Here is a 24,192-nt window from a genome sequence, read left to right on the forward strand (position 1 = left end):
AATTCCTTATTTCACATAAACGGCCACACACTACCCGATCTACCCCTAAAAGACGATGGGAGGAGCCCGACAAACTGACCGACATCAAGGCAAAAAAATGATTTATGGCTATTCTGTAGCGAAAATGCACGAAGATAGCGATATGTATAAGATTATATAGCGAAATCGCCAATGGCGAAACTGCCTGTAACGCGCTACTATCGACATAACCTGTTAACACTCTAGCCTCTTCGCCTGTGTCAAAAGATATGGCGATTTGGCCGCGACGCCGCCGGTTGTCGCCAGGGCGTGGAAAGAAATGACCGCGTCTCCCGTATTTGGAAAGGTGTATATGGCCTCACAGCTTACCGATGCATTCGCGCGTAAGTTTTATTACCTGCGTCTGTCGATTACCGATGTGTGCAACTTCCGTTGCACCTACTGCCTGCCGAACGGTTATAAGCCCGGCGCCGTCAATAACAATGGCTTTCTCAGCGTAGACGAAGTACGCCGGGTTACGCGCGCTTTCTCCGCGCTGGGCACCGAAAAAGTTCGCCTCACCGGTGGGGAACCCTCCCTGCGCCGCGACTTCACCGAGATCATTGCCGCCGTGCGTGAAAACCCGGCGATCCGTCAGATTGCGGTCACTACCAACGGTTACCGCCTGGCGCGCGATGTCGAACGCTGGCGCGATGCCGGCCTGACGGCGATTAACGTCAGCGTTGATAGCCTCGACGCCCGCCAGTTCCATGCCATCACCGGCCAGGATAAGTTCCACCAGGTGATGGACGGCATTGACGCCGCCTTCGCCGCCGGCTTTGACAAGGTAAAGGTGAATACCGTGCTGATGCGTGATGTTAACCATCACCAGCTCGATACCTTCCTCGCGTGGATCCAACCCCGCCGTATCCAGCTGCGCTTTATTGAGCTGATGGAAACCGGTGAAGGCAGCGACCTGTTCCGCCGTCACCATCTCTCCGGCATGGTGCTGCGCGATGAACTGCTGCGCCGCGGCTGGATCCATCAGATCCGCCAGCGCAGCGATGGCCCGGCGCAGGTCTTTTGTCACCCGGACTACGCCGGCGAGATCGGTCTCATCATGCCGTATGAAAAAGACTTCTGCGCCACCTGCAATCGGCTGCGCGTCTCGTCCGTTGGCAAACTGCACCTGTGCCTGTTTGGCGAAGGCGGCGTCGACCTGCGTGACCTGATGGCCGAAGACCAGCAGCAGGCCGCGCTGGAGGCGCGGATCGCCGAAGCCTTAACCCATAAAAAGCAGACCCATTTCCTGCATCAGGGCAACACCGGTATTACGCAGAACCTGTCCTATATTGGCGGTTAATCGTTTTCGAAAGGAGCATTCAGATGAGCCAGGCTAGCGCTGAGTTTATTCCGACCCGTATTGCTATTCTTACCGTTTCCAGCCGTCGCGGCGAAGAGGACGACACTTCCGGTCACTGGCTGCGCGAGGCGGCGCAGGAGGCGGGGCACCAAGTCGTCGAGAAGGCGATCGTCAAAGAGAATCGCTACGCCATCCGCGCTCAGGTATCGGCGTGGATAGCCAGCGATAACGTGCAGGTGGTGCTGATCACCGGCGGCACCGGTTTTACCGACGGCGATCAGGCGCCGGAAGCGCTGCTGCCGTTGTTTGACCGTGAGGTCGAAGGCTTTGGCGAAGTGTTCCGCATGCTGTCCTTCGAAGAGATCGGCACCTCGACGCTGCAGTCCCGGGCCGTGGCCGGCGTCGCCAACCGCACGCTGATTTTCGCCATGCCGGGCTCAACCAAAGCCTGCCGTACGGCGTGGGACAACATCATCGCCCCGCAGCTTGATGCCCGCACCCGTCCCTGTAACTTCATTCCACACCTGAAGAAATAATCTATGTCACAACTGACCCATATTAACGCCGCGGGCGAAGCCCATATGGTCGATGTCTCCGGCAAAGCGGAAACGGTGCGCGAAGCGCGCGCCGAGGCTTATGTCGAAATGCAGGCGACGACCCTGGCGATGATTATCGACGGCAGCCACCATAAAGGCGACGTGTTCGCCACCGCGCGTATCGCCGGGATCCAGGCGGCCAAACGCACCTGGGAGCTGATCCCGCTGTGTCATCCGCTGATGCTCAGCAAAGTGGAAGTCAATCTGCAGGCGCAGCCGGAACATAACCGGGTGCGCATTGAATCGCTCTGCCGACTCACCGGGAAAACCGGCGTTGAGATGGAAGCATTGACCGCCGCCTCGGTTGCCGCGCTGACCATTTACGATATGTGCAAAGCGGTGCAGAAGGATATGGTGATTGGCCCGGTGCGCCTGCTGGCGAAAAGCGGCGGCAAGTCCGGCGATTTTAAGGTGGGTGAATGCCATGATTAAGGTTCTGTTTTTTGCCCAGGTGCGCGAGCTGGTCGGTACCGATTCGCTGACCCTTGATGCCAGCGAACTGGCGACTGTCGAAGCGGTTCGTCAGCAGCTTGCCGCCCGCGGCGATCGCTGGGCGCTGGCCCTGGAGGAGGGCAAGCTGCTGGCGGCGGTTAACCAGACGCTAACCTCTTTCGAACATCCAGTGGCCAGCGGCGACGAAGTGGCGTTCTTCCCACCGGTAACGGGGGGCTGACATGACGCAAACCCGTATCGTGGTCAGCCCGGCGCGCTTTAGCGTCAGTGAGGAATATCCCTGGCTGGCGGAACGCGATGAAGACGGCGCGGTGGTCACCTTCACCGGTAAAGTGCGTAACCACAACCTCGGCGACAGCGTGAAGGCGCTGACCCTCGAGCACTATCCGGGGATGACTGAAAAATCGCTGGCGGAAATTGTCGAGCTGGCGCGCGAGCGCTGGCCGCTGGGCCGGGTGACGGTTATCCATCGCATCGGCGAAATGTGGCCGGGGGAAGAGATTGTGTTTGTCGGCGTCACCAGCGCTCACCGCGGCAGCGCCTTCGCCGCCGGCGAGTTTATTATGGATTACCTGAAAACCCGCGCGCCGTTCTGGAAGCGTGAAGCGACGCCGGATGGCGAACGCTGGGTCGACGCCCGCGACAGCGATCGCCAGGCGGCAGAGCGCTGGTAGTGTGATACGCTTACAGGGTGAAACTTTGTTAATCAGGAGAGAGTCATGGACAGATATCCGCGTTCCGATTCAATAGTGCAGGGCCGTACCGGCCTGCAGACTTACATGGCGCAGGTGTACGGCTGGATGACGGTCGGCCTGCTGCTGACGGCGTTTATCGCGTGGTTTGCAGCGAATACTCCGGCGGTGATGATGTTCGTCTTTTCGAGCAAAATCACTTTCTTCGGGCTGATTATTGCCCAGCTGGCGCTGGTGTTTGTGCTGTCGGGAATGGTGCAGCGGCTGAGCGCCGGGATGGCCACCACGCTGTTTATGCTCTATTCGGCGCTGACTGGACTGACGCTATCGAGCATTTTTATCGCCTATACCTATTCATCGATCGCCAGCACCTTTGTGGTCACCGGCGGGATGTTTGGGGTGATGAGCCTGTATGGTTACACCACGAAGCGCGATCTGAGCGGCTTCGGCAGCATGCTGTTTATGGGGCTGATTGGCATCGTGCTGGCGTCGCTGGTCAACCTGTGGCTGAAGAGCGAGGCGCTGATGTGGGCCGTGACCTACATTGGGGTGGTGCTGTTTGTCGGCCTGACGGCGTATGACACCCAGAAGCTGAAAAACATCGGCGAGCAGATTGATACCCGCGACAGCGCCACGCTGCGTAAATACTCGATCCTCGGCGCCTTAACGCTGTATCTGGACTTCATCAACCTGTTCCTGATGCTGCTGCGTATTATGGGCAACCGCCGCTAACCTCTTTATATCAAGGGGTTGCATCTCCGAACGCCCGGCAAGCGCAGCGCCGCCGGGCGAGATATCAGGTACGGTACCCGTGGTATTGCCGGGTGGCGGCTGCGCCTTACCCGGCCTACAGGCTCCTCTCACAGGCTCACACCCCGCAAGCCCGGCAAGCGCAGCGCGACCTGGCCGTTTCATTCGCGGGCCAGCTTGCGCTGGTTCTTTTGCCGCAGCTTTTTCGCCCGGCTCTCCAGCAGCAGATAGGCCACCGTCGCCAGCAGCAATGGCAGGAAATAATAGAGCGCGCGCCAGGCGAGCAGGGCGGCAATGATCGCGCCCTTCGAAATATCTTCCCCGGAGAGCATGGCGATAAACACCGCCTCCAGCACTCCGATCCCAGCCGGAATATGGATAATCACCCCGGCGATACTGCTCACCAGCAGCACCCCTAATACCAGAAAATAGTTAATCTCGCTGCCCAACAGCAGCCAGATTATCGCCCCCATCGCCATCCAGTTCGCCGCCGAGAGCCCCATCTGCAGCAGCGCGAAGCGCCAGGAGGGCAGCACCAGCCGCTGGCCTTTAATCGTCAGGTGACGGCGTTTGGCGAACGCGCAGCCGAACAGATAGCAAAGCGTAAGGATCAGCATCACCCCGCCGATAATGCGCAGAGTGGTCTGGCTGATGTACCAGTGCGGCGGCAGCTTCACCAGATCTGCCGTGAATATCACCCCGCCCAGCAGAATATAGCCCAACCAGTTGGTGGTAATGCTTAAGGAAAAAATACGGGTGATGGTGCTGCCGTTCAGCCCCAGCCGCGAGTACAGCCGGTAGCGCATACCGATCCCGCCGACCCAGGTGCTGAGGGTCAGGTTGAAGGCGTAGCAGATAAACGACACCAGCATGACCTGGCGTTTCGCCAGCTTGTGCCCGCAATAGGCCCGACCGAGCAGATCGTAGCAGCCGTAAATGAGGTAGCTGACGATAACCAGCGCAATGGCGCTAAACAAGGCCAGCCGATCGTAGCCGCGGATCACCTTCCACACGTCCTGCCAGTCGACTTTTTGCGCGTAGATCACCAACAGGACGATGACGGCGATAAAAAAGAGCACGGTCAGCACTCTTTTCGCCATCCGCCAGCGGGGATGTGATTTGCTCATAGTGGATTATCCCTGGCTGGAGACTCGACGCGGTCCTGAGTTTCAATTTCCGGCTGGACCGGCGGGCTGACTCTGGCCAGCCGCGGGGTATGAGCCGGTAGCCAGCCGACCCATGCCGGGAAGTGGCGCAGAAAGTGGAAAGCCATCACGCTGACGCCCAGCCGCCACCAGTTGCGTTTCGGCAGCATCGTTTTATCGATCCGCTGGCAATCCCGGGCGATAAGCCCGTTGAGATTATCGCGCAGCGTCTGGTTAAACACCCGATCGTGGATGATCAGATTGGCTTCCAGATTCAGCGACAGGCTAAGCGGATCCAGGTTGCTTGACCCAACGGTGGCCCAGTGGTCGTCTGCCAGAGCGACCTTGCCATGCAGCGGGCGACGGCGATATTCGTAAATCTGCACCCCACCCTTAACGAGATAGTGATAGAGCAGGTGGGCGCCAAACTTCACAATGGGAATATCCGGTTCGCCCTGCACGATCAGCTTAACCCGTACTCCGCGCCGCGCGGCATTGCGCATCGCATGCAGCAGGCGGTAGCCGGGGAAAAAATAGGCGTTAGCGATAATCACTTCCCGGCGGGCGCTGGTCAGCATCTTCAGGTAGTGGCGTTCAATATCGTCGCGGTGATCCTGGTTGTCGCGCCAGACGAACAGCGCCTGCGCTTCGCCGGGGGTCTGGTTAATCTCCGGCTGGTGGCGACGACGTCGCCACCAGCGGCGGGCGGTTTCGCTGTTGGGCAGGTTTTCCAGCTCGAACTGCAGGATGTCGAGCACCACCGGCCCTTCGACCTGCACCGCATAATCCTGCTTCGCCTCCGGACCGTAGTCGCTCATATGTTCGGCGGAGTAGTTAATACCGCCGACAAAGGCGGTGGTGTCGTCGATTACCACGATTTTACGGTGCATGCGACGGAACAGATTGGTGCGCATCCCCATCAGCTTAGGACGCGGATCGTAGTAGCGGAAAATCACGCCAGCGGCGGTGAGCTCGCCGACAAATTCATCGCTGAGATCCGGGGAACCATAGCCGTCGAGGAGCACCTCCACCTGGATGCCGCGGCGGGCAGCCTCGAGCAGGACCGCGTGCAGCCGCCGGCCCACCTCATCTTCAAACCAGATAAAGGATTCGAGGATCACCCGCCGGCTGGCGCGACCGATGGCCGCAAACAGCGCCGGATAGTACTGGTCGCCATTCTCCAGTAGCGTAATGCGGTTGCCTTCCTGCCAACGACATTTCACAAATGTATCTCCACGCTAAGGGGTGCATGATCGGACAGATGCCGCCATTGTTTAAGGGCCAGCGCCTTCGGGCGACTGGCGTGGGCGTTCTTGACGTAAATGCGGTCGAGGCGCAGCAGCGGAAAACTGACCGGAAAGGTGCGCGCCGGCCGTCCGCGGGCGCGGGTAAAGATCTCTTCCAGCCCGGCCTGGGCTTTTAACGGCTGGTTAGCCTGCTGACGCCAGTCGTTAAAATCGCCAGCCACCACCACCGGCTCGCCCGCGGGCAGGGTATTGACCCACTCCGCCAGCATGGTCAACTGCGCCTGCCGTTGGTCGGCGCGTAGACCGAGATGGACGCAAATCACGTGAATAGTTATCCCGCTCCGCGGCGGCACGATGCGGCAGTACAGCAGGCCGCGCTTCTCCCCGTTGCCGACCGAGATATCGCGATTTTCGTAGTATTCAATGGGAAAGCGCGACAGCACGGCGTTGCCGTGGTGGCCTTCCGGATAAACCGCATTGCGCCCGTAGGCGTAGTCGCTCCACATGGTGTCGGCGAGAAATTCATAATGGGTCGTATCCGGCCAGTTTTCGATGTGCAGCGGATGTACCTCATGAGCGCCCATCACCTCCTGCAGGCAAACAATATCCGCGCTAACGCTGCGCACGGCGTCGCGCAGTTCGGGCAAAATAAAACGCCGATTAAACGCCGTAAAGCCTTTATGGGTGTTAATTGTCAGCACGTTCAACGAAAATCCCGCCGTTGGCTCAGCCATAATTCTCCAGTAAATGTCACTTTCCTGAATAAAATAGTGTAGTAGACGTCACAAAAAGATGCGGTGTTACGGAATTTTCCGTAAAGTGCGGTACTCTGAGTAGCAGAGAAAAATCCTTCAGGAGAGAAGCCATGAAGTGGCAACAACGTGTACGCGTCGCAACGGGTCTTAGTTGCTGGCAGATTATGTTGCATCTACTGGTCGTGGCAGTACTGGTGATGGGTTGGATGAGCGGCGCGCTGGTGCGCGTCGGATTGGGACTGTGCGTCCTCTACAGCGTCACGCTGCTGGCGATGCTGTTTTTACAGCGTCACCATGAGGCGCGCTGGCGCGATGTGGGAGACTTCCTTGAGGAGCTCACCACGACCTGGTACTTCGGCGCGGCCATGATAGCGCTGTGGCTGCTGTCGCGCGTGCTGCACAACAACCTGCTGCTGGCCCTCGCCGGGCTGGTGATACTGGCAGGCCCGGCGGTGGTCTCGCTGCTGGCGAAAGATAAGAGCCGTTACCCTAAAGCGTTCGGGCTACAACAAGGCGGCAACGCAGCGAATCCCCAGAAGCATAGATAACTATGCGACTGGGGTGAGTAAGGAAAGCCAACGCCGTTGTAGTTTGAACGATGACGGGTATTACGCAATCTTCCTTCGGAACATCGCATACGCCGCTGAGCCGGTGGTGGCCGCTATGACCAGTAGCGGCCACAAACTTCCCCACACAATCTCCAGACTCGCATCCTTCAGATAAATTTGCTTGGTGATATCGGTAAAGTGGCGGATGGGATTTATCCAGGTCAGATCCTGCAGCCACTGCGGCATGTTTTCCACTGGTGAGACGTACCCCGACAGGAGAATAGCCGGCATCATAAAGACGAACACGCCGATAAACGCCTGCTGCTGGGTGGCGCACAGCGACGAAATCAATAAGCCAAAGCCCACCAGCGATAGACCGTAAATCACCATGGTGAAATAGAACAGCAGCAGCGAGCCGGCAAACGGGATCTGATAGGCCCAGATACCAATCGCCAGCACGATAGTTGCCTGCAGGGTGGCGACGATCAGCGCCGGCACCGCCTTGCCGACGAAAATTTGCCAGGTGGCGAGGGGGGAGACCAGCAGCTGGTCAAGGGTGCCCTGCTCGCGCTCGCGAGCCACCGACAGCGAGGTGACGATCATCACCCCGATGGTAGTGATCATGGCGATAAGCGACGGCACCACGAACCATTTATAGTCGAGATTCGGGTTGTACCAGTTGCGCACCACCAGCTCGCTGTTGTTCGGCTTCGCTTTACCCTCCAGCAGCTCCTGCTGATAGTTTTTCACAATCTGTTGCAGATAGTTGGCGGCGATTTGCGCGCTGTTGGAGTTGCGTCCGTCGAGCAGAAGCTGCAGCGGGGCGGTTTGATAGTTATCCAGATTGCGCGAGAAATCGGCCGGGAAGCGCACCACCAGCAGAGCTTTTTGTTCATCGATGGTCGGCTGGATCGCCTGCGGGCTTTGCAGCAGCAGGACGTGGGTAAAGGCTTTGGCGCGGGCAAAGCGCTGAGTGAGTTCCACCGCGTGGCGACCGCTGTCCTCGTTGTAGATAGCGATGGTGGCGTTGGTCACCTCCAGCGTCGCGGCAAAGGGAAACAGCAGCACCTGAATCAGCACCGGCATGATTAAAATCGCCCGCGTCTGCGGCTCGCGCAGCAGCGACTGCAGCTCTTTGCGGATTAATGTCCATAAACGGTGAAACATAATAGCTCCTTTGGCCCATTCAACCACGCCGGGCGGCACTGCGTTTGCCCGGCCTACGGGATCGGCGAACCGTATAATCGATGTTGGTTAAACCGTAGGCCCGGTCGGCGCAGCGCCACCGGACAAAACCTAATCCAGACGCCGTTTGGTTTTCAGCCACGTCAGACCGATAAACATCACCGCCGACGCAATCAAAAACAGCACGTTGACCAGCAGCACCACCGGAATATTGCCCGCCAGAAACAGGCTTTGCAGAGTACTAACGAAATAGCGCGCCGGGATCACATAGGTCACCGCGCGGATCACCGCCGGCATACTGTCTATCTGGAAAATAAACCCGGACAGCATAATCGACGGTAAAAAGGCGGCGTTCAGCGCCACCTGCGCGGCGTTAAACTGGTTGCGGGTAATGGTTGAGATCAGCAGCCCCATCCCCAGGGTGCTGAGCAAAAACAGACTGGTAATGACAAACAGGATCGGCAGCGAGCCGCGATAGGGCACGCCGAGAATAAATACCGACACCAGCATACACAGCAGCATCGCCAGCATGCCGAGGAAATAGTAGGGAATGAGCTTGCACAGCAGCAGTTCGGCGCGGGTGATCTCCGTCGACAGCAGCGCCTCCATGGTGCCGCGCTCCCATTCGCGGGCCACCACCAGCGAGGTCAGTATGGCGCCGACCACGGTCATGATGATGGTGATCGCCCCGGGGATAATAAAGTGCTGGCTAATAGCCGCCGGGTTAAACCAGTAGCGCATCTGCACGTCGATCAGCGGTTCAAAGGTTTCGCCGCGGTCTTCCGCCCGCTGCTGCTGCCAGATTTGCCAAATACCTTCCACATAGCCCTGAGCGAAGTTGGCGGTATTGGGCTCGCTGCCGTCGGTGATGAGCTGCAGCGGTGCGTCGGCGCCGGGGCGGGCCATCTGGCGGTCGAAATCCACCGGAATGACCACCATGGCGCGGATGCGCCCGGCCTGCATCATCTCAATCAGCTGCCTGCGGCTGTCGCTGACGGTGGCGTCGATATAGGGCGAGCCGGTCATGGTATGGACGAAATCCAGCGCCTCTTCGCTCTGCTGCTCAAGCAATACGCCGACCCGCAGCCTGCTGGAGTCGAGGTTAATGCCGTAGCCGAAGATAAACAGCAGCAGCAGGGGGATCACCACCGCGATCAGCCAACTGCTGGGATCGCGCACAATCTGCCGGGTCTCTTTGACGCACAGGGCGCGGACCCGCCGCCAGGAGAGAATGCTATTGCCCATGGCTATTCTCCTTGTCCCAGCGGTTAATCAGGGTAATAAACGCCTGCTCCATGGTCGGGTCCGTCTGGCTGTCGTCCGCCGCCTGGGCCTTCAGCTCGTCCGGGGTCCCGCTGGCGATAAGTTTGCCGTGATAGACCAGCCCGATGCGGTCGCAGTATTCCGCCTCATCCATGAAGTGGGTGGTGACCATTACCGTCACGCCTTTATCAACCATGCTATTAATATGTAGCCAGAACTCGCGGCGGGTAAGGGGATCGACGCCGGAGGTGGGTTCATCGAGAAACAGAATATCGGGTTCATGCATCAGGGAGCAGGCCAGCGCCAGCCGCTGCTTGTAGCCGAGCGGCAGCTCGTCGGCGGCGTGGCGGGCGATACTTTTCAGGCCAAAGGCATCGCTCATCCGGGCGATTTTTTCATTTTGCGCCCGGCCGCGCAGGCCATAGACGCCGGAGAAAAAGCGCAGGTTTTGCTCGACGCTGAGGTTGCCGTACAGCGAAAATTTTTGCGCCATATAGCCCAGATGCTGGCGCGCCTTGCCAGAGCTGACCTTGAGATCCATTCCCAGCACCAGCGCTTTGCCGGAGGTGGGCACCAGCAGGCCGCACATCATTTTGAAGGTGGTGGATTTCCCGGCGCCGTTGGGGCCGAGCAGGCCGAAAATTTCACCGCGCTTGACCTGGAAATCGACATGGTCGGTAGCGGCGAAATCACCAAACTTTTTCGTTAACGACTGGGCTTCAATGACCGTTTCCTCTTTGCTGCCGTCAACGCGATGGATAATCGCCCCCAACGGCGATTCAGCGGTCCCGGCGCCGCCGAGCAGGTCGATAAACGCATCTTCAAAGCGCGGCGCGGTGTCGGCCACCTGCAGGGGCGGCATGTCGCCATGCTGCTGGACTTCCTCAATGCGCGCGTCCTTTTTCAGGATCAGACGCACCGATTTGCCCTGGATCACCCCGTCGCTAACCTGCGGCAGCTTCAGCGCCCGCTGCAGCAGGCGGCGGTTGTTCTCCTGCGGGCTGGAAACCAGAAAGCTGCGCCCGGCCATGGTTTGCGTCAGCGCCGTCGGCTCACCCTGGTAGAGCAGTTTGCCTTCGTTCATCAGCAGCACGTCGCGGCATTGTTCCGCTTCATCGAGATAGGAGGTGCTCCACAGGATCAGCATGCCGTCGCCGGCCAGCTCGTGCACCATCTGCCATAGCTCGCGGCGCGAGATAGGGTCGACGCCGACGCCGGGCTCATCGAGCAGCAGTACTTTCGGATCGCCCACCAGGGTACAGGCGAGGCCCAGCTTTTGCTTCATCCCGCCGGAAAGCTTGCCTGCCAGCCGTTCGGTGAATGGACCAAGGGAGGTGAACTCCAGCAGGCGGTCGAAAATTTTCTTCCGCGCCTCGCCGGTGACGCTGCGCAGGTCGGCGTACAGGGTCAGGTTTTCCATCACCGTCAGATCTTCATACAGGCCGAACTTCTGCGGCATATAGCCGAGCACCGCGTGCAGGGCGCTGTCGTCTTTTAGCGGGTCGAAGCCTATCACGCTGGCGCGGCCCTCATCAGGCTTGAGCAATCCGGCGAGCATTCGCATCAGGGTGGTTTTCCCCGCGCCGTCGGGCCCCACCAGCCCGGTGACGTAGCCGGCGCGGATCGTGCAGGTGAGCGGCGCTACCGCTGGCCTGTCCATACCGGGAAAACGGCGGCTCAGGCCATTTAAGGCGATGACGGTCTCACTCATGTCCGTTCCCGTGGCTAAAGGAGATGGTCACCGGCATTCCCTGGCGCAGCGCGACGTCGGCATCAGTCACCACAATGCGCAGACGGTAGACCAGATCGGTGCGCAGATCCGGGGTCTCGACGGTCTTCGGCGTGAATTCAGCGCTCGGCGAGACAAAACCGATTTTGCCGTGATAGGGCTTATCCGGCCGGCTGTCGGTATAGAGCAGCACTTCTTGTCCCGGCTGCGCCTGGCCGAGGTTTTTCTCGTCAACATAGGCGCGGACCCACACCGGATGCGTTAACGACAGCGTCAGTACGGTACCGCCGGCGTTGAGCATAGTGCCGGGCTCGACGGCGCGGGTCATCAGCGTACCGTCAGAAGGGGCGGTGAGCACGGTATCGTGCAGGTCCAGTTTGGCCTGGGCCAGCGCCGCCTGCGCCTGTTCCAGACTGGCTTTGGCCTGGGCAATCTCCTGCGGGCGGTTACCGGCGCGATACTGACGCAGCTTATCCTGCGCCGATTTGAGCGTTGCCTGCGCCTGATCGCGCGAGGAGCGGGCATTCTCCAGATCGTTGGCGGAAATGGCGCTGCTGGCGCGCAGCCCGAGCTGGCGCTGATAAAAGTTTTGCGCATAGTCGTAAGCGGCCTGCGCCTGTTTCACCGCCGCCGCGGCCTGGGCAATCTCTTCCGCGCGGTAGCCGGCCATCATCAGGTCATACTGCGCCTGGGCGGTGGAGACGTTGGCCTGGGCCTGCAGCAGGGCGTTTTCATACGGCGCGCGGTCAAGCTCGCCGAGAGTTTGCCCGGCGCGGATGCTGTCGCCTTCGTCGACGGTCAGCGAGGCCAGCCTACCGCCAACGCGGAAGCTCATGTTGACGGTGCGGATATCGACATTGCCATACAGGGTCAGCGGCTGCTGCCGGCTGCTCTGGTACCACCACCAGCCGCCGCCCAGCGCGGCGAGAAGAATCACGATCAGCAGAATGACGACGACGGGTTTTTTCATCAGCCCAAACTCCTTTGCGATAACCCATGCAGGATGAAATCGATATGACAGGTAATGACTTCGAAAATCTGTTCCGTTTTTTGCGCGTCAAACTGCGTCCAGCCGGTGCGCAGCAGGATAGTTTCACGCCCGAGACGGAAAGCGAGCACCTCGCCCAGCAGGGCGTGGGTATGGAGGATCATTTGCGTATCACTGGCTTCGCAGCCGGTCCAGGCGGCAATCAGCCGGGTGAGATAATGGTGCAGGGGGGCAATCACCTGCTGGTGGATCAGATGGTAGGCGGCGGTCGGCGCCAGCTGCTCACGGGAAATGAATTTGCTTAAGTTAACCGTATCGTCCTGGGTGAGCAGCAGGATCATGTTGTGGCAGGCGCTAAGGATGAGGTCGCGGATCGCCTGGCGATCCGGCGCTTCCCCGGCAAGCAGGTGCTCCGCCGCTTCGGCCTGCGGGCGAAAATTGTCGCCGATAAAATCGGCGATCCACTGGGCGCAGGCAAGATACAGATCGTCTTTCGAGCCAAAATAATAGGTGATAGCGGCGATATTCTGCCCGGCCTGGGCGGCGATATCGCGGGTGGTGGCGTGCTGGCCGTACTCGCCAAACTGGGCGATAGCGGCCGCGATAAGCTGATTTTTTGCCTGTTCGCCTTTACTGGTCATCGCGCTCGGTAAAAGTTAATCAATCGATTGATTAACTTTAGGCGCCGACTGGCGGTTTGTCCACCAGCCGGGATCAAATATGGAACCCTTCCTCTTTCAGCTCTCCGGCGACCCAGGCGAAGAAGCGCTGGACCTTCTCCTTCTGTTCATTAGCGTGGGGGAGGACGAAGTGGTGCGCGCCGACCGGCATGCTCCACTCGTCGGCAAATACCGGCGTCAGCTGTCCCTGGCGCACGTGTCCGCCGGCCAGCAGATTGCTCTCGAGGATCACGCCCATTCCCATTCTGGCCGCCTCGATGCTCATATATGACCGGTCGAAATTAAAAATGAAGTTTTTATGCCAGCCGCGGACCTTGTGCCACGACAGCCAGTTGCTCCAGTTAATCAAGGTGCTGTCGGAGTGGATCAGATCGCAGGCCAGCAGATCTTCCACAGCCTGCACAGGATGGCTGGCTAAATAAGACGCTGCGCTGTAGGGCAGGACGCGCTCATTTTTAATGGTTCTGACCAGCAGCGTCGGCCACTGTGACAGCCCGTGACGAATATCGATATCAATATTATCCCGGGAGAACTGGATGCTTTCGTATGAACAGGTCAGGCTGATTTTTAACGCCGGCCACGCCTGGCGGAATTTATCCAGACGGGGCATCAGCCATAGCAGGCCGAAGCTCGGCGCCGAATGAATGCGTAAATAATCCTGATGGATATCGTTGATCACCTGGCTGGTGGCCTGGCCAATCATATTCAGCGCCCCGGAGACCTCTTTGAGATATTTTTCTCCCACCGCCGTTAACGTGACGCCTTTGCTGCTGCGGGAGAACAGTTTTTTCCCCAGAAAGTGCTCCAGGCTGGCTATCTGATGGCTGACCGCCGAGGCGGTGATATTGAGATTCTCTGCGGCCAGATTAAGGCTGCCGGTAGCGGCGACTTCAATAAAAGCCTGGATATTGCGTAAAGAGGGCATCGGCAGATTTTTATTGGGTAGCGGTTGGCTCATGGCGGCATCCTGCGCGGGGCGCGAATAAAAGAAAATAGCGAACAGCGTGGCGCAGCCGGGATGTACAGCATAGTGAAAAGCGAAAAAAAACGTTAATTTGTGATGGGCTTAACAATTTATCTTGTTAAAAGCGCGCAGGTCAGTAAACGCTAAAAATTTGCGGGAAGTCACTAACTCAATTTTTCTCAATCATAATTGAGTTTTTTTGAATACCGTTTCATTTTGGGGTTGTTATATTCCTCTCACAGGCCTGATAACAAACTGCGATGTGCTTGCATCGCAATTATAAAACACCTAACCACCTGTTTCGCTGGCGAAAAGCATTTCTCTCTTGCTCCTGTATGGATAGTAAAACGCGGTGATCCGAAGCGGCAGCTTACAGCGAAGTGGATGAGGTATAAAACGAGGAAACCCTATGTCACGTATAGATACGCTGGTCTGTACTGACGCCAGGAAAACGAAATATCGTTTCGTGGTTTTGACGATGATTTTTCTGGTGTATGCCATCAATTACGCCGACCGAACGAATATTGGCGCGGTACTGCCTTTCATCATTGATGAGTTTCATATCAATAATTTTGAAGCCGGAGCCATCGCCAGTATGTTTTTCCTCGGCTATGCGGTAAGCCAGATCCCGGCCGGCTTTTTCATCGCCAAACGCGGTACCCGGGGGCTGGTATCGCTCTCCATTTTCGGCTTCTCCGCCTTTACCTGGCTGATGGGCACGGTGAGCTCCGTGTTTGGCCTGAAGCTGGTGCGGCTGGGACTGGGGCTGAGCGAAGGGCCTTGCCCGGTGGGGCTGGCTTCCACCATAAATAACTGGTTTCCACCAAAAGAGAAAGCCACAGCAACCGGCGTTTACATCGCGGCGACCATGTTTGCGCCGATTATTGTGCCGCCGCTGGCGGTGTGGATTGCGGTGACCTGGGGCTGGCGGTGGGTCTTTTTTTCCTTCGCGATACCCGGAATTGTGGCGGCCATCGCGTGGTATCTGCTGGTCAAATCCAAGCCTGCTGAGAGCGGATTTGTTTCCCAAAGCGAACTGGCAGAGATTAATGCCGGGCGTGAAAGTCATAATAATAGCGTACGCGAAAATATCTTAATTGCCGAAAGATTCACCTGGCTGGATAAAATCATTCGGGTAAAGAAAATGGCGCCAATTGATACGGCGAAAGGCTTATTCACCTCAAAAAATATTCTCGGTGACTGCCTGGCGTATTTTATGATGGTTAGCGTGCTGTACGGATTATTAACCTGGATCCCCCTGTATTTAGTCAAAGAGCGTGGCTTTGATGTAATGAGTATGGGCTTCGTGGCCAGTATGCCGTGCATCGGCGGCTTTATTGGCGCGATCGGCGGCGGATGGATTTCGGATAAGCTATTAGGCCGCCGGCGTAAACCCACCATGATGTTCACTGCGGTGTCAACGGTGGTCATGATGCTAATTATGCTGAATATCCCGGCCAGCACCCTGGCAGTTTGTATTGGATTATTCTTTGTCGGCTTTTGTTTAAATATCGGCTGGCCAGCCTTTACCGCGTACGGTATGGCCGTTTCGGATAGCAAAACCTATCCAATCGCCTCTTCCATAATTAATAGCGGCGGCAACCTCGGTGGATTTGTCGCGCCGATGGCGGCTGGTTTCTTGCTTGATAAAACCGGGAGTTTTAATTCTGTATTTACCTATTTTGGTATCTGCGCCGCCATTGGTTTGGTGGTGATTCTTTTCCTCGATGAACCACAATAACGGAAATATATCCTGTTAATTAATATGACGTAATGTCATGGAGTGAAACTATGTTATTAAAAGATAAAGTCGCCATTATTACTGGCGCGGCCTCCGCACGCGGTTTGGGCTTCGCGACTGCGAAATTATTCGCCGAAAACGGCGCGAAAGTGGTCATTATCGACCTCAATGGCGAAGCCAGTAAAACCGCCGCGGCGGCATTAGGCGAAGGCCATCTCGGCCTGGCGGCCAACGTCGCTGATGAAGTGCAGGTGCAGGCGGCCATCGAACAGATCCTGGCGAAATACGGTCGGGTTGATGTACTGGTCAATAACGCCGGGATTACCCAGCCGCTGAAGCTGATGGATATCAAGCGCGCCAACTATGACGCGGTGCTTGATGTTAGCCTGCGCGGCACGCTGCTGATGTCGCAGGCGGTTATTCCCACCATGCGGGCGCAAAAATCCGGCAGCATCGTCTGCATCTCGTCCGTCTCCGCCCAGCGCGGCGGCGGTATCTTTGGCGGACCGCACTACAGCGCGGCAAAAGCCGGGGTGCTGGGTCTGGCGCGGGCGATGGCGCGCGAGCTTGGCCCGGATAACGTCCGCGTTAACTGCATCACCCCGGGGCTGATTCAGACCGATATTACCGCCGGCAAGCTGACTGATGACATGACGGCCAACATTCTTGCCGGCATTCCGATGAACCGCCTTGGCGACGCGATAGACATCGCGCGCGCCGCGCTGTTCCTCGGCAGCGATCTTTCCTCCTACTCCACCGGCATCACCCTGGACGTTAACGGCGGCATGTTAATTCACTAAGCGAGGCAAACAGATGAAGATGACCGAATCACAAAAAGTCGCCGCGGCGGCGTGGCGTATTCGCCGTTACGCCCTGCAAATGGGGGAAGTGCAGGGGCAGGGCTATATCGGCCAGGCGCTGGGCTATGCCGATGTGCTCGCCACCGCCTTCAGCCATGCCATGACCTATCGCCCGGAAGATCCCGAGTGGGAGGGGCGCGATCGCTTCCTGCTCTCTCATGGCCATTACGCTATCGCTTATTATGCCGCGCTGCTGGAGGCGGGCATTATCCCGGAAGCCGAACTGGAAACCTACGGCTCCGACGACAGCCGCCTGCCGATGTCCGGCATGGCGACCTACACCCCGGGGATGGAGATGTCCGGCGGCTCGCTGGGGCAGGGACTGTCCATTGCCGTCGGCATGGCGCTTGGGCTGCGGCAGAAACAGAGCAAGGCCTGGGTCTACAACTCCATGTCCGATGGGGAGCTGGACGAAGGGTCGACCTGGGAGGCGGCGATGTCGGCGGCTCACTATGGCCTGAGCAACCTGATTAACCTTGTCGATGTCAACAAACAGCAGGCTGACGGCGATTCACGCAAAATCCTCGGCTTTGAGCCGCTGCAGGATAAATGGGCCGCCTTCGGCTGGTACGTACAGCGCGTGGACGGTAACGATCTGCCGGCGGTGATGGCCGCCTTTGACAACGCGAAAAGTTATTCCGGCAATCAGCCGCGGGTCATTTTATGCGACACGCTGATGGGCAAAGGGGTGCCGTTCCTCGAAACCCGCGATAAAAACCATTTTATTCGCGTCGATGCCGACGAATGGCAAAAAGCGATCGCGGTGCTGGACGCTAACAAACCGGAAGGAGTGCTTTAATGAGCCAGAGTCAACCCCGTTTAAAAACGTCGGCGATGATCGCCTCGATTGCTGATGAAGGCCAGGCGACCGTCCCTGCGCCCTTCGGCGTCGCGCTGTCAAAACTGGCGGCGCAGCGCCCGGACATCGTCGGCATGACTGCGGATCTGTCAAAATATACCGACCTGCATATTTTCGCCCAGGCCTTCCCGGATCGCTTTTTCCAGATGGGCATGGCCGAACAGCTGCTGATGGCGGCGGCAGGGGGGATGGCGAAGGAGGGATTTATTCCTTTCGCCACCACCTATGCCGCCTTTGCAACCCGTCGCGCCTATGATTTTATTCACCAGGTCATCGCCGAAGAGCATCTGAACGTGAAGATCTGCGCGGCGCTGCCGGGCCTGACGACCGGCTATGGCCCCAGCCATCAGGCCACCGAAGATCTGGCGATCATGCGCGGTATCCCCGGGATGGTTATCGTCGATCCTTGCGATGCGCTGGAGATAGAGCAGGCGGTACCGGCCATTGCCGATCACCAGGGGCCGGTGTATATGCGTCTGCTGCGCGGTAAGGTGCCGCTGGTGCTGGATAAATATGACTATCAGTTCGAACTGGGTAAGGCTAAGCTGCTGGAGGACGGCAACGATGTGCTGATTATCTCCTCCGGGCTGATGACCATGCGCGCGCTGGAGGCGGTTGAAAAGCTGCGGGCCGATAATATCGGCGTGGCGGTCCTGCACGTGCCGACCATCAAACCGCTGGATGAGAAAGCGATTATTGAACAGGCGTCGAAGCCGGGCCGCCTGGTGGTAACTGCGGAGAACCACACCGCGGTCGGCGGCCTGGGGGAAGCGGTGGCCGCGCTGCTGATGCGTAAGGGCGTACGCTGTGAGCTGGATAGCGTGGGGCTGCCCGACGCGTTCCTGTTAGCCGGCGCCCTGCCGACCCTCCACGATCGCTACGGCATCTCCACCGCGAAGATTGTCGAAAAAATTAAGTATCGTCTGCGTTAACCGCGCTGCTATGGCCCACTGGCCGCTGAGCGCGCTCAGCGGCCTTCTCATGCCCGCCAGCCAGGCGCGGCATTCTTTTGCAGATTTTATGCGGCCTGTCACAAAATCTGCTAGACTGCGCCCCTTCATGGCATTGTGGTTTTTGCCATCTCTTATCGCAATAATCTCCCTGAAAACTACGCCCTTCACCGGGCCGGGGCGGTTCGGAGTTGTTATGTCTTTTGATTCCCTAGGCCTGAATCCCGATATCCTGCGCGCTGTCGCTGAGCAGGGCTACGTTGAGCCGACCCCTATCCAGCAGCAGGCGATCCCGGCGGTACTGCAGGGCCGTGACCTGATGGCCAGCGCCCAGACCGGCACCGGTAAAACGGCGGGCTTTACCCTGCCGCTGCTGCAGCGCCTGATCCAGAATGAGCCGCACGCAAAGGGCCGTCGTCCGGTGCGCGCGCTGATCCTGACCCCGACCCGTGAGCTGGCGGCGCAGGTGGGCGAGAACGTCCGCGATTACAGTAAATACCTGAATATTCGCTCGCTGGTGGTCTTTGGCGGGGTGAGCATCAACCCGCAGATGATGAAGCTGCGCGGCGGCGTCGACATCCTCGTCGCCACCCCGGGCCGTCTGCTGGATCTTGAACATCAGAACGCCGTCAGTCTTGATAAAGTAGAAATCCTCGTGCTGGACGAAGCGGACCGCATGCTGGATATGGGCTTTATCCATGACATCCGTCGCGTACTGGCCAAACTGCCGGCGCGTCGACAGAATCTGCTGTTCTCGGCGACCTTCTCCGACGAGATCAAGGGCCTGGCCGAGAAACTGCTGCACAACCCGCTGGAAGTGGAAGTGGCGCGTCGTAACACCGCGTCCGAGCAGATCACCCAGCACGTCCATTTTGTTGACAAGAACCGCAAGCGTGAACTGCTGTCGCAGCTTATCGGCGAAGGCAACTGGCAGCAGGTGCTGGTGTTTACCCGTACCAAGCATGGCGCCAACCACCTCGCGGAACAGCTCAACAAAGACGGCATCCGCAGTGCGGCGATCCATGGCAACAAGAGCCAGGGAGCGCGTACCCGCGCGCTGGCCGACTTTAAATCCGGCGGCATTCGCGTGCTGGTGGCGACCGATATCGCCGCCCGCGGTCTGGATATCGAAGAGCTGCCGCACGTGGTGAACTACGAGCTGCCGAACGTACCGGAAGATTACGTCCACCGTATCGGCCGTACCGGTCGCGCGGCGGCCACCGGCGAAGCCTTATCGCTGGTGTGCGTGGATGAGCATAAGCTGCTGCGCGATATCGAGCGCCTGCTGAAAAAAGAGATCCCGCGCATCGCGATTGCCGGCTATGAGCCGGATCCGTCCATTAAAGCCGAACCTATCCAGAACGGTCGCCAGCAGCGCGGCGGCGGTCGCGGGCAAGGTCAGGGACGCAGCGGACAGCCGCGCAGCCAGAATAATGCCCCGCGCCGTCAGGACGGCGAGGCGCCGAAAGCGCGCACTCAGGACGGCAAACCGCCGCGCCGCCGTCGCCCGCGTAAACCGGCTGGCGAATAACACGCTGATGTCCGGGCCGCGATAACGCGCCCCGGCTCAGGCCCGTCTGTCCGCTACGCGGCGGCGGGCCTTTTTCTTTCCATTACACTATTTGTCGAGCAGGCTTCCACACTCCGCAGAAAGCAATACCTCCGGGCGGGCAAAAATGGCACAATAGTGGCTGTTTATACAGTATTCAGGTTTTCTCATGGCTTTGACCGCTGCGCTGAAAGCGCAAATCGCCGCCTGGTATAAGGCGCTTCAGGAACAGATCCCGGACTTTATTCCGCGTCCCCCGCAGCGGCAGATGATCGCCGATGTGGCGAAAACCCTTGCCGGGGAAGAGGGCAGGCATCTGGCTATCGAAGCGCCGACCGGTGTCGGCAAAACGCTGTCATATCTGATCCCGGGCATCGCCATCGCCCGCGAGGAACAAAAAACGCTGGTGGTCAGCACCGCCAACGTCGCCCTGCAGGATCAAATCTACAGTAAGGACCTGCCGCTGCTGCGTAAAATCATTCCCGACCTGCGCTTTACCGCCGCCTTTGGCCGCGGACGCTACGTCTGTCCGCGCAACCTGACGGCGCTGGCCAGCACCGAGCCGTCGCAGCAGGATCTGCTGGCCTTTCTCGATGACGATCTCACCCCGAATAATCAGGCGGAGCAGAAGCTGTGCGCGACCCTGAAGCAGGATCTCGACAGCTACCGCTGGGACGGCCTGCGCGACCATACCGACAAAGCCATCGACAATGGGCTATGGAGCCGGCTGAGCACCGATAAGGCCAGCTGCCTGAACCGCAACTGCCACTACTATCGCGAGTGCCCGTTCTTTGTGGCGCGGCGGGAAATTCAGGAGGCGGAAGTGGTGGTGGCCAACCATGCGCTGGTGATGGCGGCGATGGAGAGCGAAGCGGTGCTGCCGGAGCCGAAAAACCTGCTGCTGGTCCTCGATGAAGGCCATCATCTGCCGGACGTCGCCCGCGACGCGCTGGAGATGAGCGCCGAGATCACCGCCCCCTGGTTTCGCCTGCAGCTGGATCTATTCTGCAAGCTGGTGGCTACCTGCATGGAGCAGTTTCGTCCGAAAACCACGCCGCCGCTGGCCAATCCGGAGCGGCTCACCGCTCATTGCGAAGAGCTTTTCGAGCTGATTGCTTCGTTGAATAATATTCTCAATCTCTATATGCCCGCCGGTCAGGAAGCGGAGCATCGCTTCCCGATGGGCGAACTGCCGCAGGAGGTGATGGAGATCTGCCAGCGGCTGGCGAAGCTCACCGAGTTGCTGCGCGGCCTGGCGGAGCTGTTCCTGAACGATCTCAGCGAAAAGACCGGCAGCCATGACGTGGTGCGCCTGCATCGGGTGCTGCTGCAGATGAACCGCGCCCTTGGCATGTTTGAAAGCCAAAGCAAGCTGTGGCGCCTGGCGTCGCTGGCGCAGTCCTCAGGCGCGCCGGTAACCAAATGGGCGACGCGGGTGGTGCGCGACGGCCAGATCCACGTCTGGTTCCACTGCGTCGGGATCCGCGTCAGCGATCAGCTTGAACGGCTGCTGTGGCGCAGCGTGCCGCATATCGTGGTGACGTCAGCGACGCTGCGCTCGCTAAACAGCTTCTCGCGCCTGCAGGAGATGAGCGGTCTGAAGGAGAAAGCGGGGGACCGCTTCGTGGCGCTGGATTCGCCGTTCAACCACGTGGAGCAGGGGAAAATTATTATTCCTCAAATGCGTTATGAACCGCTGATGGATAACGAAGAGCAGCACATTGCCGAGATGGCGGCCTATTTTCGCCAGCAGGTGGAGAGCAAAAAACATCTCGGGATGCTGGTGCTGTTTGCCAGCGGGCGGGCGATGAACCGCTTCCTCGAGCATGTGACCGATCTGCGCCTGATGCTGTTGGTGCAGGGCGACCAGCCGCGCTACCGGCTGGTGGAGCTGCATCGCAAACGGGTGGAAAGCGGCGAGCGCAGCGTGCTGGTGGGTCTGCAGTCCTTTGCCGAAGGTCTCGATTTAAAAGGCGATCTGCTGAGCCAGGTGCATATCCATAAAATCGCTTTTCCGCCCATCGACAGCCCGGTAGTGATCACCGAAGGCGAATGGCTGAAAAGCCTCAATCGTTATCCCTTCGAGGTACAGAGTTTGCCCAGCGCCTCCTTTAATCTTATTCAGCAGGTGGGGCGTTTGATCCGTAGCCATAACTGCTGGGGAGAGGTGGTGATTTACGATAAGCGTCTGTTGACCAAAAACTACGGCGCGCGTCTACTGAACGCGTTACCTGTTTTTCCCATAGAGCAGCCGGGCGTTCCGGAGGTTATAGTAAAACGGAAAGCAAAACAGACAGCAAAACAGACGGGCCGCAAACGTCGCTGACGCCGGCGCGTGATGCACCAGGGGGAGCCATGGAGTACAGCAAAATTATAAAAGAGGTGGGTCGCGGTAAGAATCATGCCCGCGATCTCGATGAAGAGACCGCTCGTGCGCTCTACGCGCGGATGCTGAACGGCGAGGTGCCGGAGCTGGAGCTGGGGGGAATATTAATCGCCCTGCGCATTAAAGGCGAAGGCGAAGCGGAGATGAAAGGTTTTTACGCCGCGATGCAGCAGCATACGCTGCGCCTGACCCCGCCGGCCGGCAAGCCGATGCCGATCGTTATCCCCAGCTACAACGGCGCGCGCAAGCAGGCGAACCTCACGCCGCTGCTGGCGATGCTCCTGCACAAGCTGGGATTTCCGGTGGTGGTTCACGGCGTCAGTCACGATCCCACCCGGGTGCTGACCGAAACCATTTTTACCCTGCTGGACATTCCGGCCACCCTGCACGCCGGACAGGCTCAGGCGCAGCTGGAGGGCCATGAACCGGTGTATATCCCGGTGGGGGCCTTCTGTCCGCCGCTGGAGAAACAGCTGGCGATGCGCTGGCGGATGGGCGTACGCAACAGCGCCCATACCCTGGCCAAGCTGGCCACGCCGTTTGGCGAAGGGGAGGCATTGCGCCTCTCCAGCGTGTCGCATCCGGAATATGTTCCCCGGGTGGCGAACTTCTTTCGCGAGACCGGTGGCCGCGCGCTGCTGATGCATGGTACCGAGGGCGAAGTGTACGCCAACCCGCAGCGCTGTCCGCAGATCAGCCTGATTGATGAGCAGGGCGTGCGGGTGCTGTACGAACGCCAGACTGAGATGGCAGCGGAGGCGGTGGTCCTGCCGACCTCGAAAGACCCTGAGGTCACCGCGCGCTGGATTGAACGCTGCGTCGCTGGCGTCGAACCGGTGCCCACCTCGTTGAAGATCCAGCTTGCCTGCTGTCTGCTGGCCTGCGGGGAAGTCACCTCGCTGGAGCAGGGCCTCAGCCGCGTCAACGACTGTTGGTGATCGGATCTGCAGGATAAAAAAAAGCCCGTCCGGTGGCTCGGACGGGCAAGGCAAGGGTATTAAAGGTCTTTTCAGGGTTAATTCAGTGGCTTACAGATGGGTGCAGCGATTATTTATAGATAACCGCAGTACCGCTCAGTTTGTTGTTGGTGTTAGCGGAAGTAATGCTGTAGCCGGTCGCGCCAGCGGCTTCGGCTTTAGCAGCCAGTTTTGCTTCCAGACCATCTAAAGTGGTTGCGCCTTGCGCAGACACCACGCCGATCTTATTCATGCTTTCAGCCTGAGCGGGGGTAACCGGTTCGGCGGCAAAGGCGCCGAAGGAAAGAGCGGTCAGAGCGATGGCAGCGGCAGCATATTTGATGTTTTTCATAGTTAATCTCTCGCAGGTTGTTCTGTTCAGGGGACGATGTTCCGTCGATGTGATAAGTATCACGCTTTTTTGCGGGAGATAAAATCGAAGGAAATTCACAGTCTTCATCGAATTTTTTGAATGATTAATAATTTACTGATTATTAATAAATTATTTCTCATTCTTTTCGTCACGAAGCGTAGCGAGGAAGACCGACGCGTTTAAGGGCACATATTGCGACTTT

The 24,192-nt window shown here is 58.6% G+C and carries 24 protein-coding genes, 1 pseudogene and 1 riboswitch; of the genes and pseudogenes, 15 read left to right on the forward strand and 10 right to left on the reverse strand.

Going from position 1 to position 24,192, the window contains the following annotated elements:
* Positions 1-205: 205 nt before the first annotated feature.
* A riboswitch (molybdenum cofactor riboswitch) is annotated at positions 206-344 on the forward strand.
* From moaA to KHQ23_RS19045, 6 genes are all read left to right on the forward strand, one after another.
* Positions 332-1,321: a GTP 3',8-cyclase MoaA gene (gene moaA, locus KHQ23_RS19020; protein WP_002895665.1), complete on the forward strand. Its 990-nt coding sequence runs from the start codon at positions 332-334 to the stop codon at positions 1,319-1,321. It overlaps the preceding riboswitch by 13 nt.
* A 23-nt stretch (positions 1,322-1,344) precedes the next feature.
* Positions 1,345-1,857, forward strand: a complete 513-nt coding sequence (moaB, locus tag KHQ23_RS19025) for a molybdenum cofactor biosynthesis protein B (RefSeq protein ID WP_002895668.1) — start codon at positions 1,345-1,347, stop codon at positions 1,855-1,857.
* Between the two features lie 3 nt (positions 1,858-1,860).
* Positions 1,861-2,349 (forward strand): cyclic pyranopterin monophosphate synthase MoaC, encoded by a 489-nt coding sequence (gene moaC, locus KHQ23_RS19030; protein ID WP_002895670.1) that lies wholly within the window; start codon positions 1,861-1,863, stop codon positions 2,347-2,349.
* Positions 2,342-2,590, forward strand: a complete 249-nt coding sequence (moaD, locus tag KHQ23_RS19035; RefSeq protein WP_002895672.1) for a molybdopterin synthase sulfur carrier subunit — start codon at positions 2,342-2,344, stop codon at positions 2,588-2,590. The genes moaC and moaD overlap by 8 nt, the downstream gene beginning before the upstream one ends.
* A 1-nt stretch (position 2,591) precedes the next feature.
* Positions 2,592-3,044, forward strand: a complete 453-nt coding sequence (gene moaE, locus KHQ23_RS19040) for a molybdopterin synthase catalytic subunit MoaE (RefSeq protein WP_002895674.1) — start codon at positions 2,592-2,594, stop codon at positions 3,042-3,044.
* Positions 3,045-3,089: 45 nt separating this feature from the next.
* Complete coding sequence (locus KHQ23_RS19045; protein WP_032421130.1) at positions 3,090-3,794, forward strand: Bax inhibitor-1/YccA family protein; 705 nt, start codon at positions 3,090-3,092, stop codon at positions 3,792-3,794.
* Positions 3,795-3,973: 179 nt separating this feature from the next.
* Here KHQ23_RS19045 and KHQ23_RS19050 read toward each other — a convergent pair whose 3' ends face one another.
* From KHQ23_RS19050 to KHQ23_RS19060, 3 genes are read right to left on the reverse strand one after another with little or no spacing between them, the layout of a single operon-like run.
* Positions 3,974-4,939: a lysylphosphatidylglycerol synthase domain-containing protein gene (locus KHQ23_RS19050; RefSeq protein ID WP_002895728.1), complete on the reverse strand. Its 966-nt coding sequence runs from the start codon at positions 4,937-4,939 to the stop codon at positions 3,974-3,976.
* On the reverse strand, positions 4,936-6,180 hold the full coding sequence (clsB, locus tag KHQ23_RS19055) for a cardiolipin synthase ClsB (RefSeq protein ID WP_002895730.1): 1,245 nt from the start codon (positions 6,178-6,180) through the stop codon (positions 4,936-4,938). Before clsB ends, KHQ23_RS19050 begins: the two co-directional genes overlap by 4 nt.
* Positions 6,177-6,938 (reverse strand): endonuclease/exonuclease/phosphatase family protein, encoded by a 762-nt coding sequence (locus KHQ23_RS19060; RefSeq protein WP_004179098.1) that lies wholly within the window; start codon positions 6,936-6,938, stop codon positions 6,177-6,179. The genes clsB and KHQ23_RS19060 overlap by 4 nt, the downstream gene beginning before the upstream one ends.
* 131 nt (positions 6,939-7,069) lie before the next feature.
* Here KHQ23_RS19060 and KHQ23_RS19065 point away from each other — a divergent pair, with 131 nt between their 5' ends.
* The gene (locus KHQ23_RS19065) at positions 7,070-7,507 is read left to right on the forward strand and encodes a YbhQ family protein (protein WP_004176793.1); all 438 of its coding nucleotides are present in this window, start codon (positions 7,070-7,072) and stop codon (positions 7,505-7,507) included.
* Positions 7,508-7,567: 60 nt separating this feature from the next.
* On the opposite strand, the gene KHQ23_RS19070 is transcribed toward KHQ23_RS19065, so the two are convergent.
* The 6 genes from KHQ23_RS19070 to KHQ23_RS19095 form a co-directional block, all read right to left on the reverse strand.
* The gene (locus tag KHQ23_RS19070) at positions 7,568-8,674 is read right to left on the reverse strand and encodes an ABC transporter permease (RefSeq protein ID WP_004142068.1); all 1,107 of its coding nucleotides are present in this window, start codon (positions 8,672-8,674) and stop codon (positions 7,568-7,570) included.
* A 129-nt stretch (positions 8,675-8,803) separates the two neighbouring features.
* Positions 8,804-9,937, reverse strand: a complete 1,134-nt coding sequence (locus KHQ23_RS19075; protein ID WP_002895739.1) for an ABC transporter permease — start codon at positions 9,935-9,937, stop codon at positions 8,804-8,806.
* Positions 9,927-11,666 carry an ATP-binding cassette domain-containing protein gene (locus tag KHQ23_RS19080; protein WP_012737689.1) on the reverse strand — a complete coding sequence of 580 codons (1,740 nt, stop codon included), beginning with the start codon at positions 11,664-11,666 and terminating at the stop codon, positions 9,927-9,929. The genes KHQ23_RS19075 and KHQ23_RS19080 overlap by 11 nt, the downstream gene beginning before the upstream one ends.
* A complete protein-coding gene (gene hlyD, locus KHQ23_RS19085) occupies positions 11,659-12,654 on the reverse strand; it encodes a secretion protein HlyD (RefSeq protein ID WP_032421131.1) in 996 nt (331 codons plus the stop codon). Before hlyD ends, KHQ23_RS19080 begins: the two co-directional genes overlap by 8 nt.
* Positions 12,654-13,313, reverse strand: a complete 660-nt coding sequence (cecR, locus tag KHQ23_RS19090) for a transcriptional regulator CecR (RefSeq protein WP_002895746.1) — start codon at positions 13,311-13,313, stop codon at positions 12,654-12,656. The genes hlyD and cecR overlap by 1 nt, the downstream gene beginning before the upstream one ends.
* A 73-nt stretch (positions 13,314-13,386) precedes the next feature.
* On the reverse strand, positions 13,387-14,310 hold the full coding sequence (locus tag KHQ23_RS19095) for a LysR substrate-binding domain-containing protein (protein ID WP_032421132.1): 924 nt from the start codon (positions 14,308-14,310) through the stop codon (positions 13,387-13,389).
* Between KHQ23_RS19095 and KHQ23_RS19100 the strand changes: the two are divergent.
* From KHQ23_RS19100 to ybiB, 8 genes and pseudogenes are all read left to right on the forward strand, one after another.
* Positions 14,302-14,438, forward strand: a pseudogene (locus KHQ23_RS19100) (hypothetical protein). The gene KHQ23_RS19095 and the pseudogene KHQ23_RS19100 overlap by 9 nt on opposite strands.
* A 287-nt stretch (positions 14,439-14,725) precedes the next feature.
* Positions 14,726-16,057, forward strand: a complete 1,332-nt coding sequence (locus KHQ23_RS19105; RefSeq protein ID WP_019705008.1) for an MFS transporter — start codon at positions 14,726-14,728, stop codon at positions 16,055-16,057.
* Positions 16,058-16,107: 50 nt separating this feature from the next.
* Entirely contained in the window at positions 16,108-16,857 is a 750-nt protein-coding gene (locus KHQ23_RS19110; RefSeq protein ID WP_002895750.1) for an SDR family NAD(P)-dependent oxidoreductase, read from the forward strand.
* A gap of 13 nt (positions 16,858-16,870) precedes the next feature.
* Entirely contained in the window at positions 16,871-17,716 is an 846-nt protein-coding gene (locus KHQ23_RS19115) for a transketolase (protein ID WP_002895753.1), read from the forward strand.
* Entirely contained in the window at positions 17,716-18,708 is a 993-nt protein-coding gene (locus tag KHQ23_RS19120) for a transketolase family protein (protein ID WP_023282318.1), read from the forward strand. Before KHQ23_RS19115 ends, KHQ23_RS19120 begins: the two co-directional genes overlap by 1 nt.
* Before the next feature lie 214 nt (positions 18,709-18,922).
* The gene (gene rhlE / locus KHQ23_RS19125; protein ID WP_016947488.1) at positions 18,923-20,257 is read left to right on the forward strand and encodes an ATP-dependent RNA helicase RhlE; all 1,335 of its coding nucleotides are present in this window, start codon (positions 18,923-18,925) and stop codon (positions 20,255-20,257) included.
* A gap of 187 nt (positions 20,258-20,444) precedes the next feature.
* Positions 20,445-22,601: an ATP-dependent DNA helicase DinG gene (dinG, locus tag KHQ23_RS19130; protein ID WP_073553399.1), complete on the forward strand. Its 2,157-nt coding sequence runs from the start codon at positions 20,445-20,447 to the stop codon at positions 22,599-22,601.
* Positions 22,602-22,630: 29 nt separating this feature from the next.
* Positions 22,631-23,599 carry a DNA-binding protein YbiB gene (gene ybiB, locus KHQ23_RS19135; protein WP_004893276.1) on the forward strand — a complete coding sequence of 323 codons (969 nt, stop codon included), beginning with the start codon at positions 22,631-22,633 and terminating at the stop codon, positions 23,597-23,599.
* A 109-nt stretch (positions 23,600-23,708) separates the two neighbouring features.
* Here ybiB and ybiJ read toward each other — a convergent pair whose 3' ends face one another.
* Positions 23,709-23,969: a DUF1471 family protein YbiJ gene (ybiJ, locus tag KHQ23_RS19140; RefSeq protein WP_004176772.1), complete on the reverse strand. Its 261-nt coding sequence runs from the start codon at positions 23,967-23,969 to the stop codon at positions 23,709-23,711.
* Between the last annotated feature and the right edge of the window lie 223 nt (positions 23,970-24,192).

The sequence above is a fragment of the Klebsiella sp. 64 genome, from assembly GCF_018223915.1.
In the GTDB taxonomy this organism is placed as follows: Bacteria; Pseudomonadota; Gammaproteobacteria; order Enterobacterales; family Enterobacteriaceae; genus Klebsiella; species Klebsiella pneumoniae.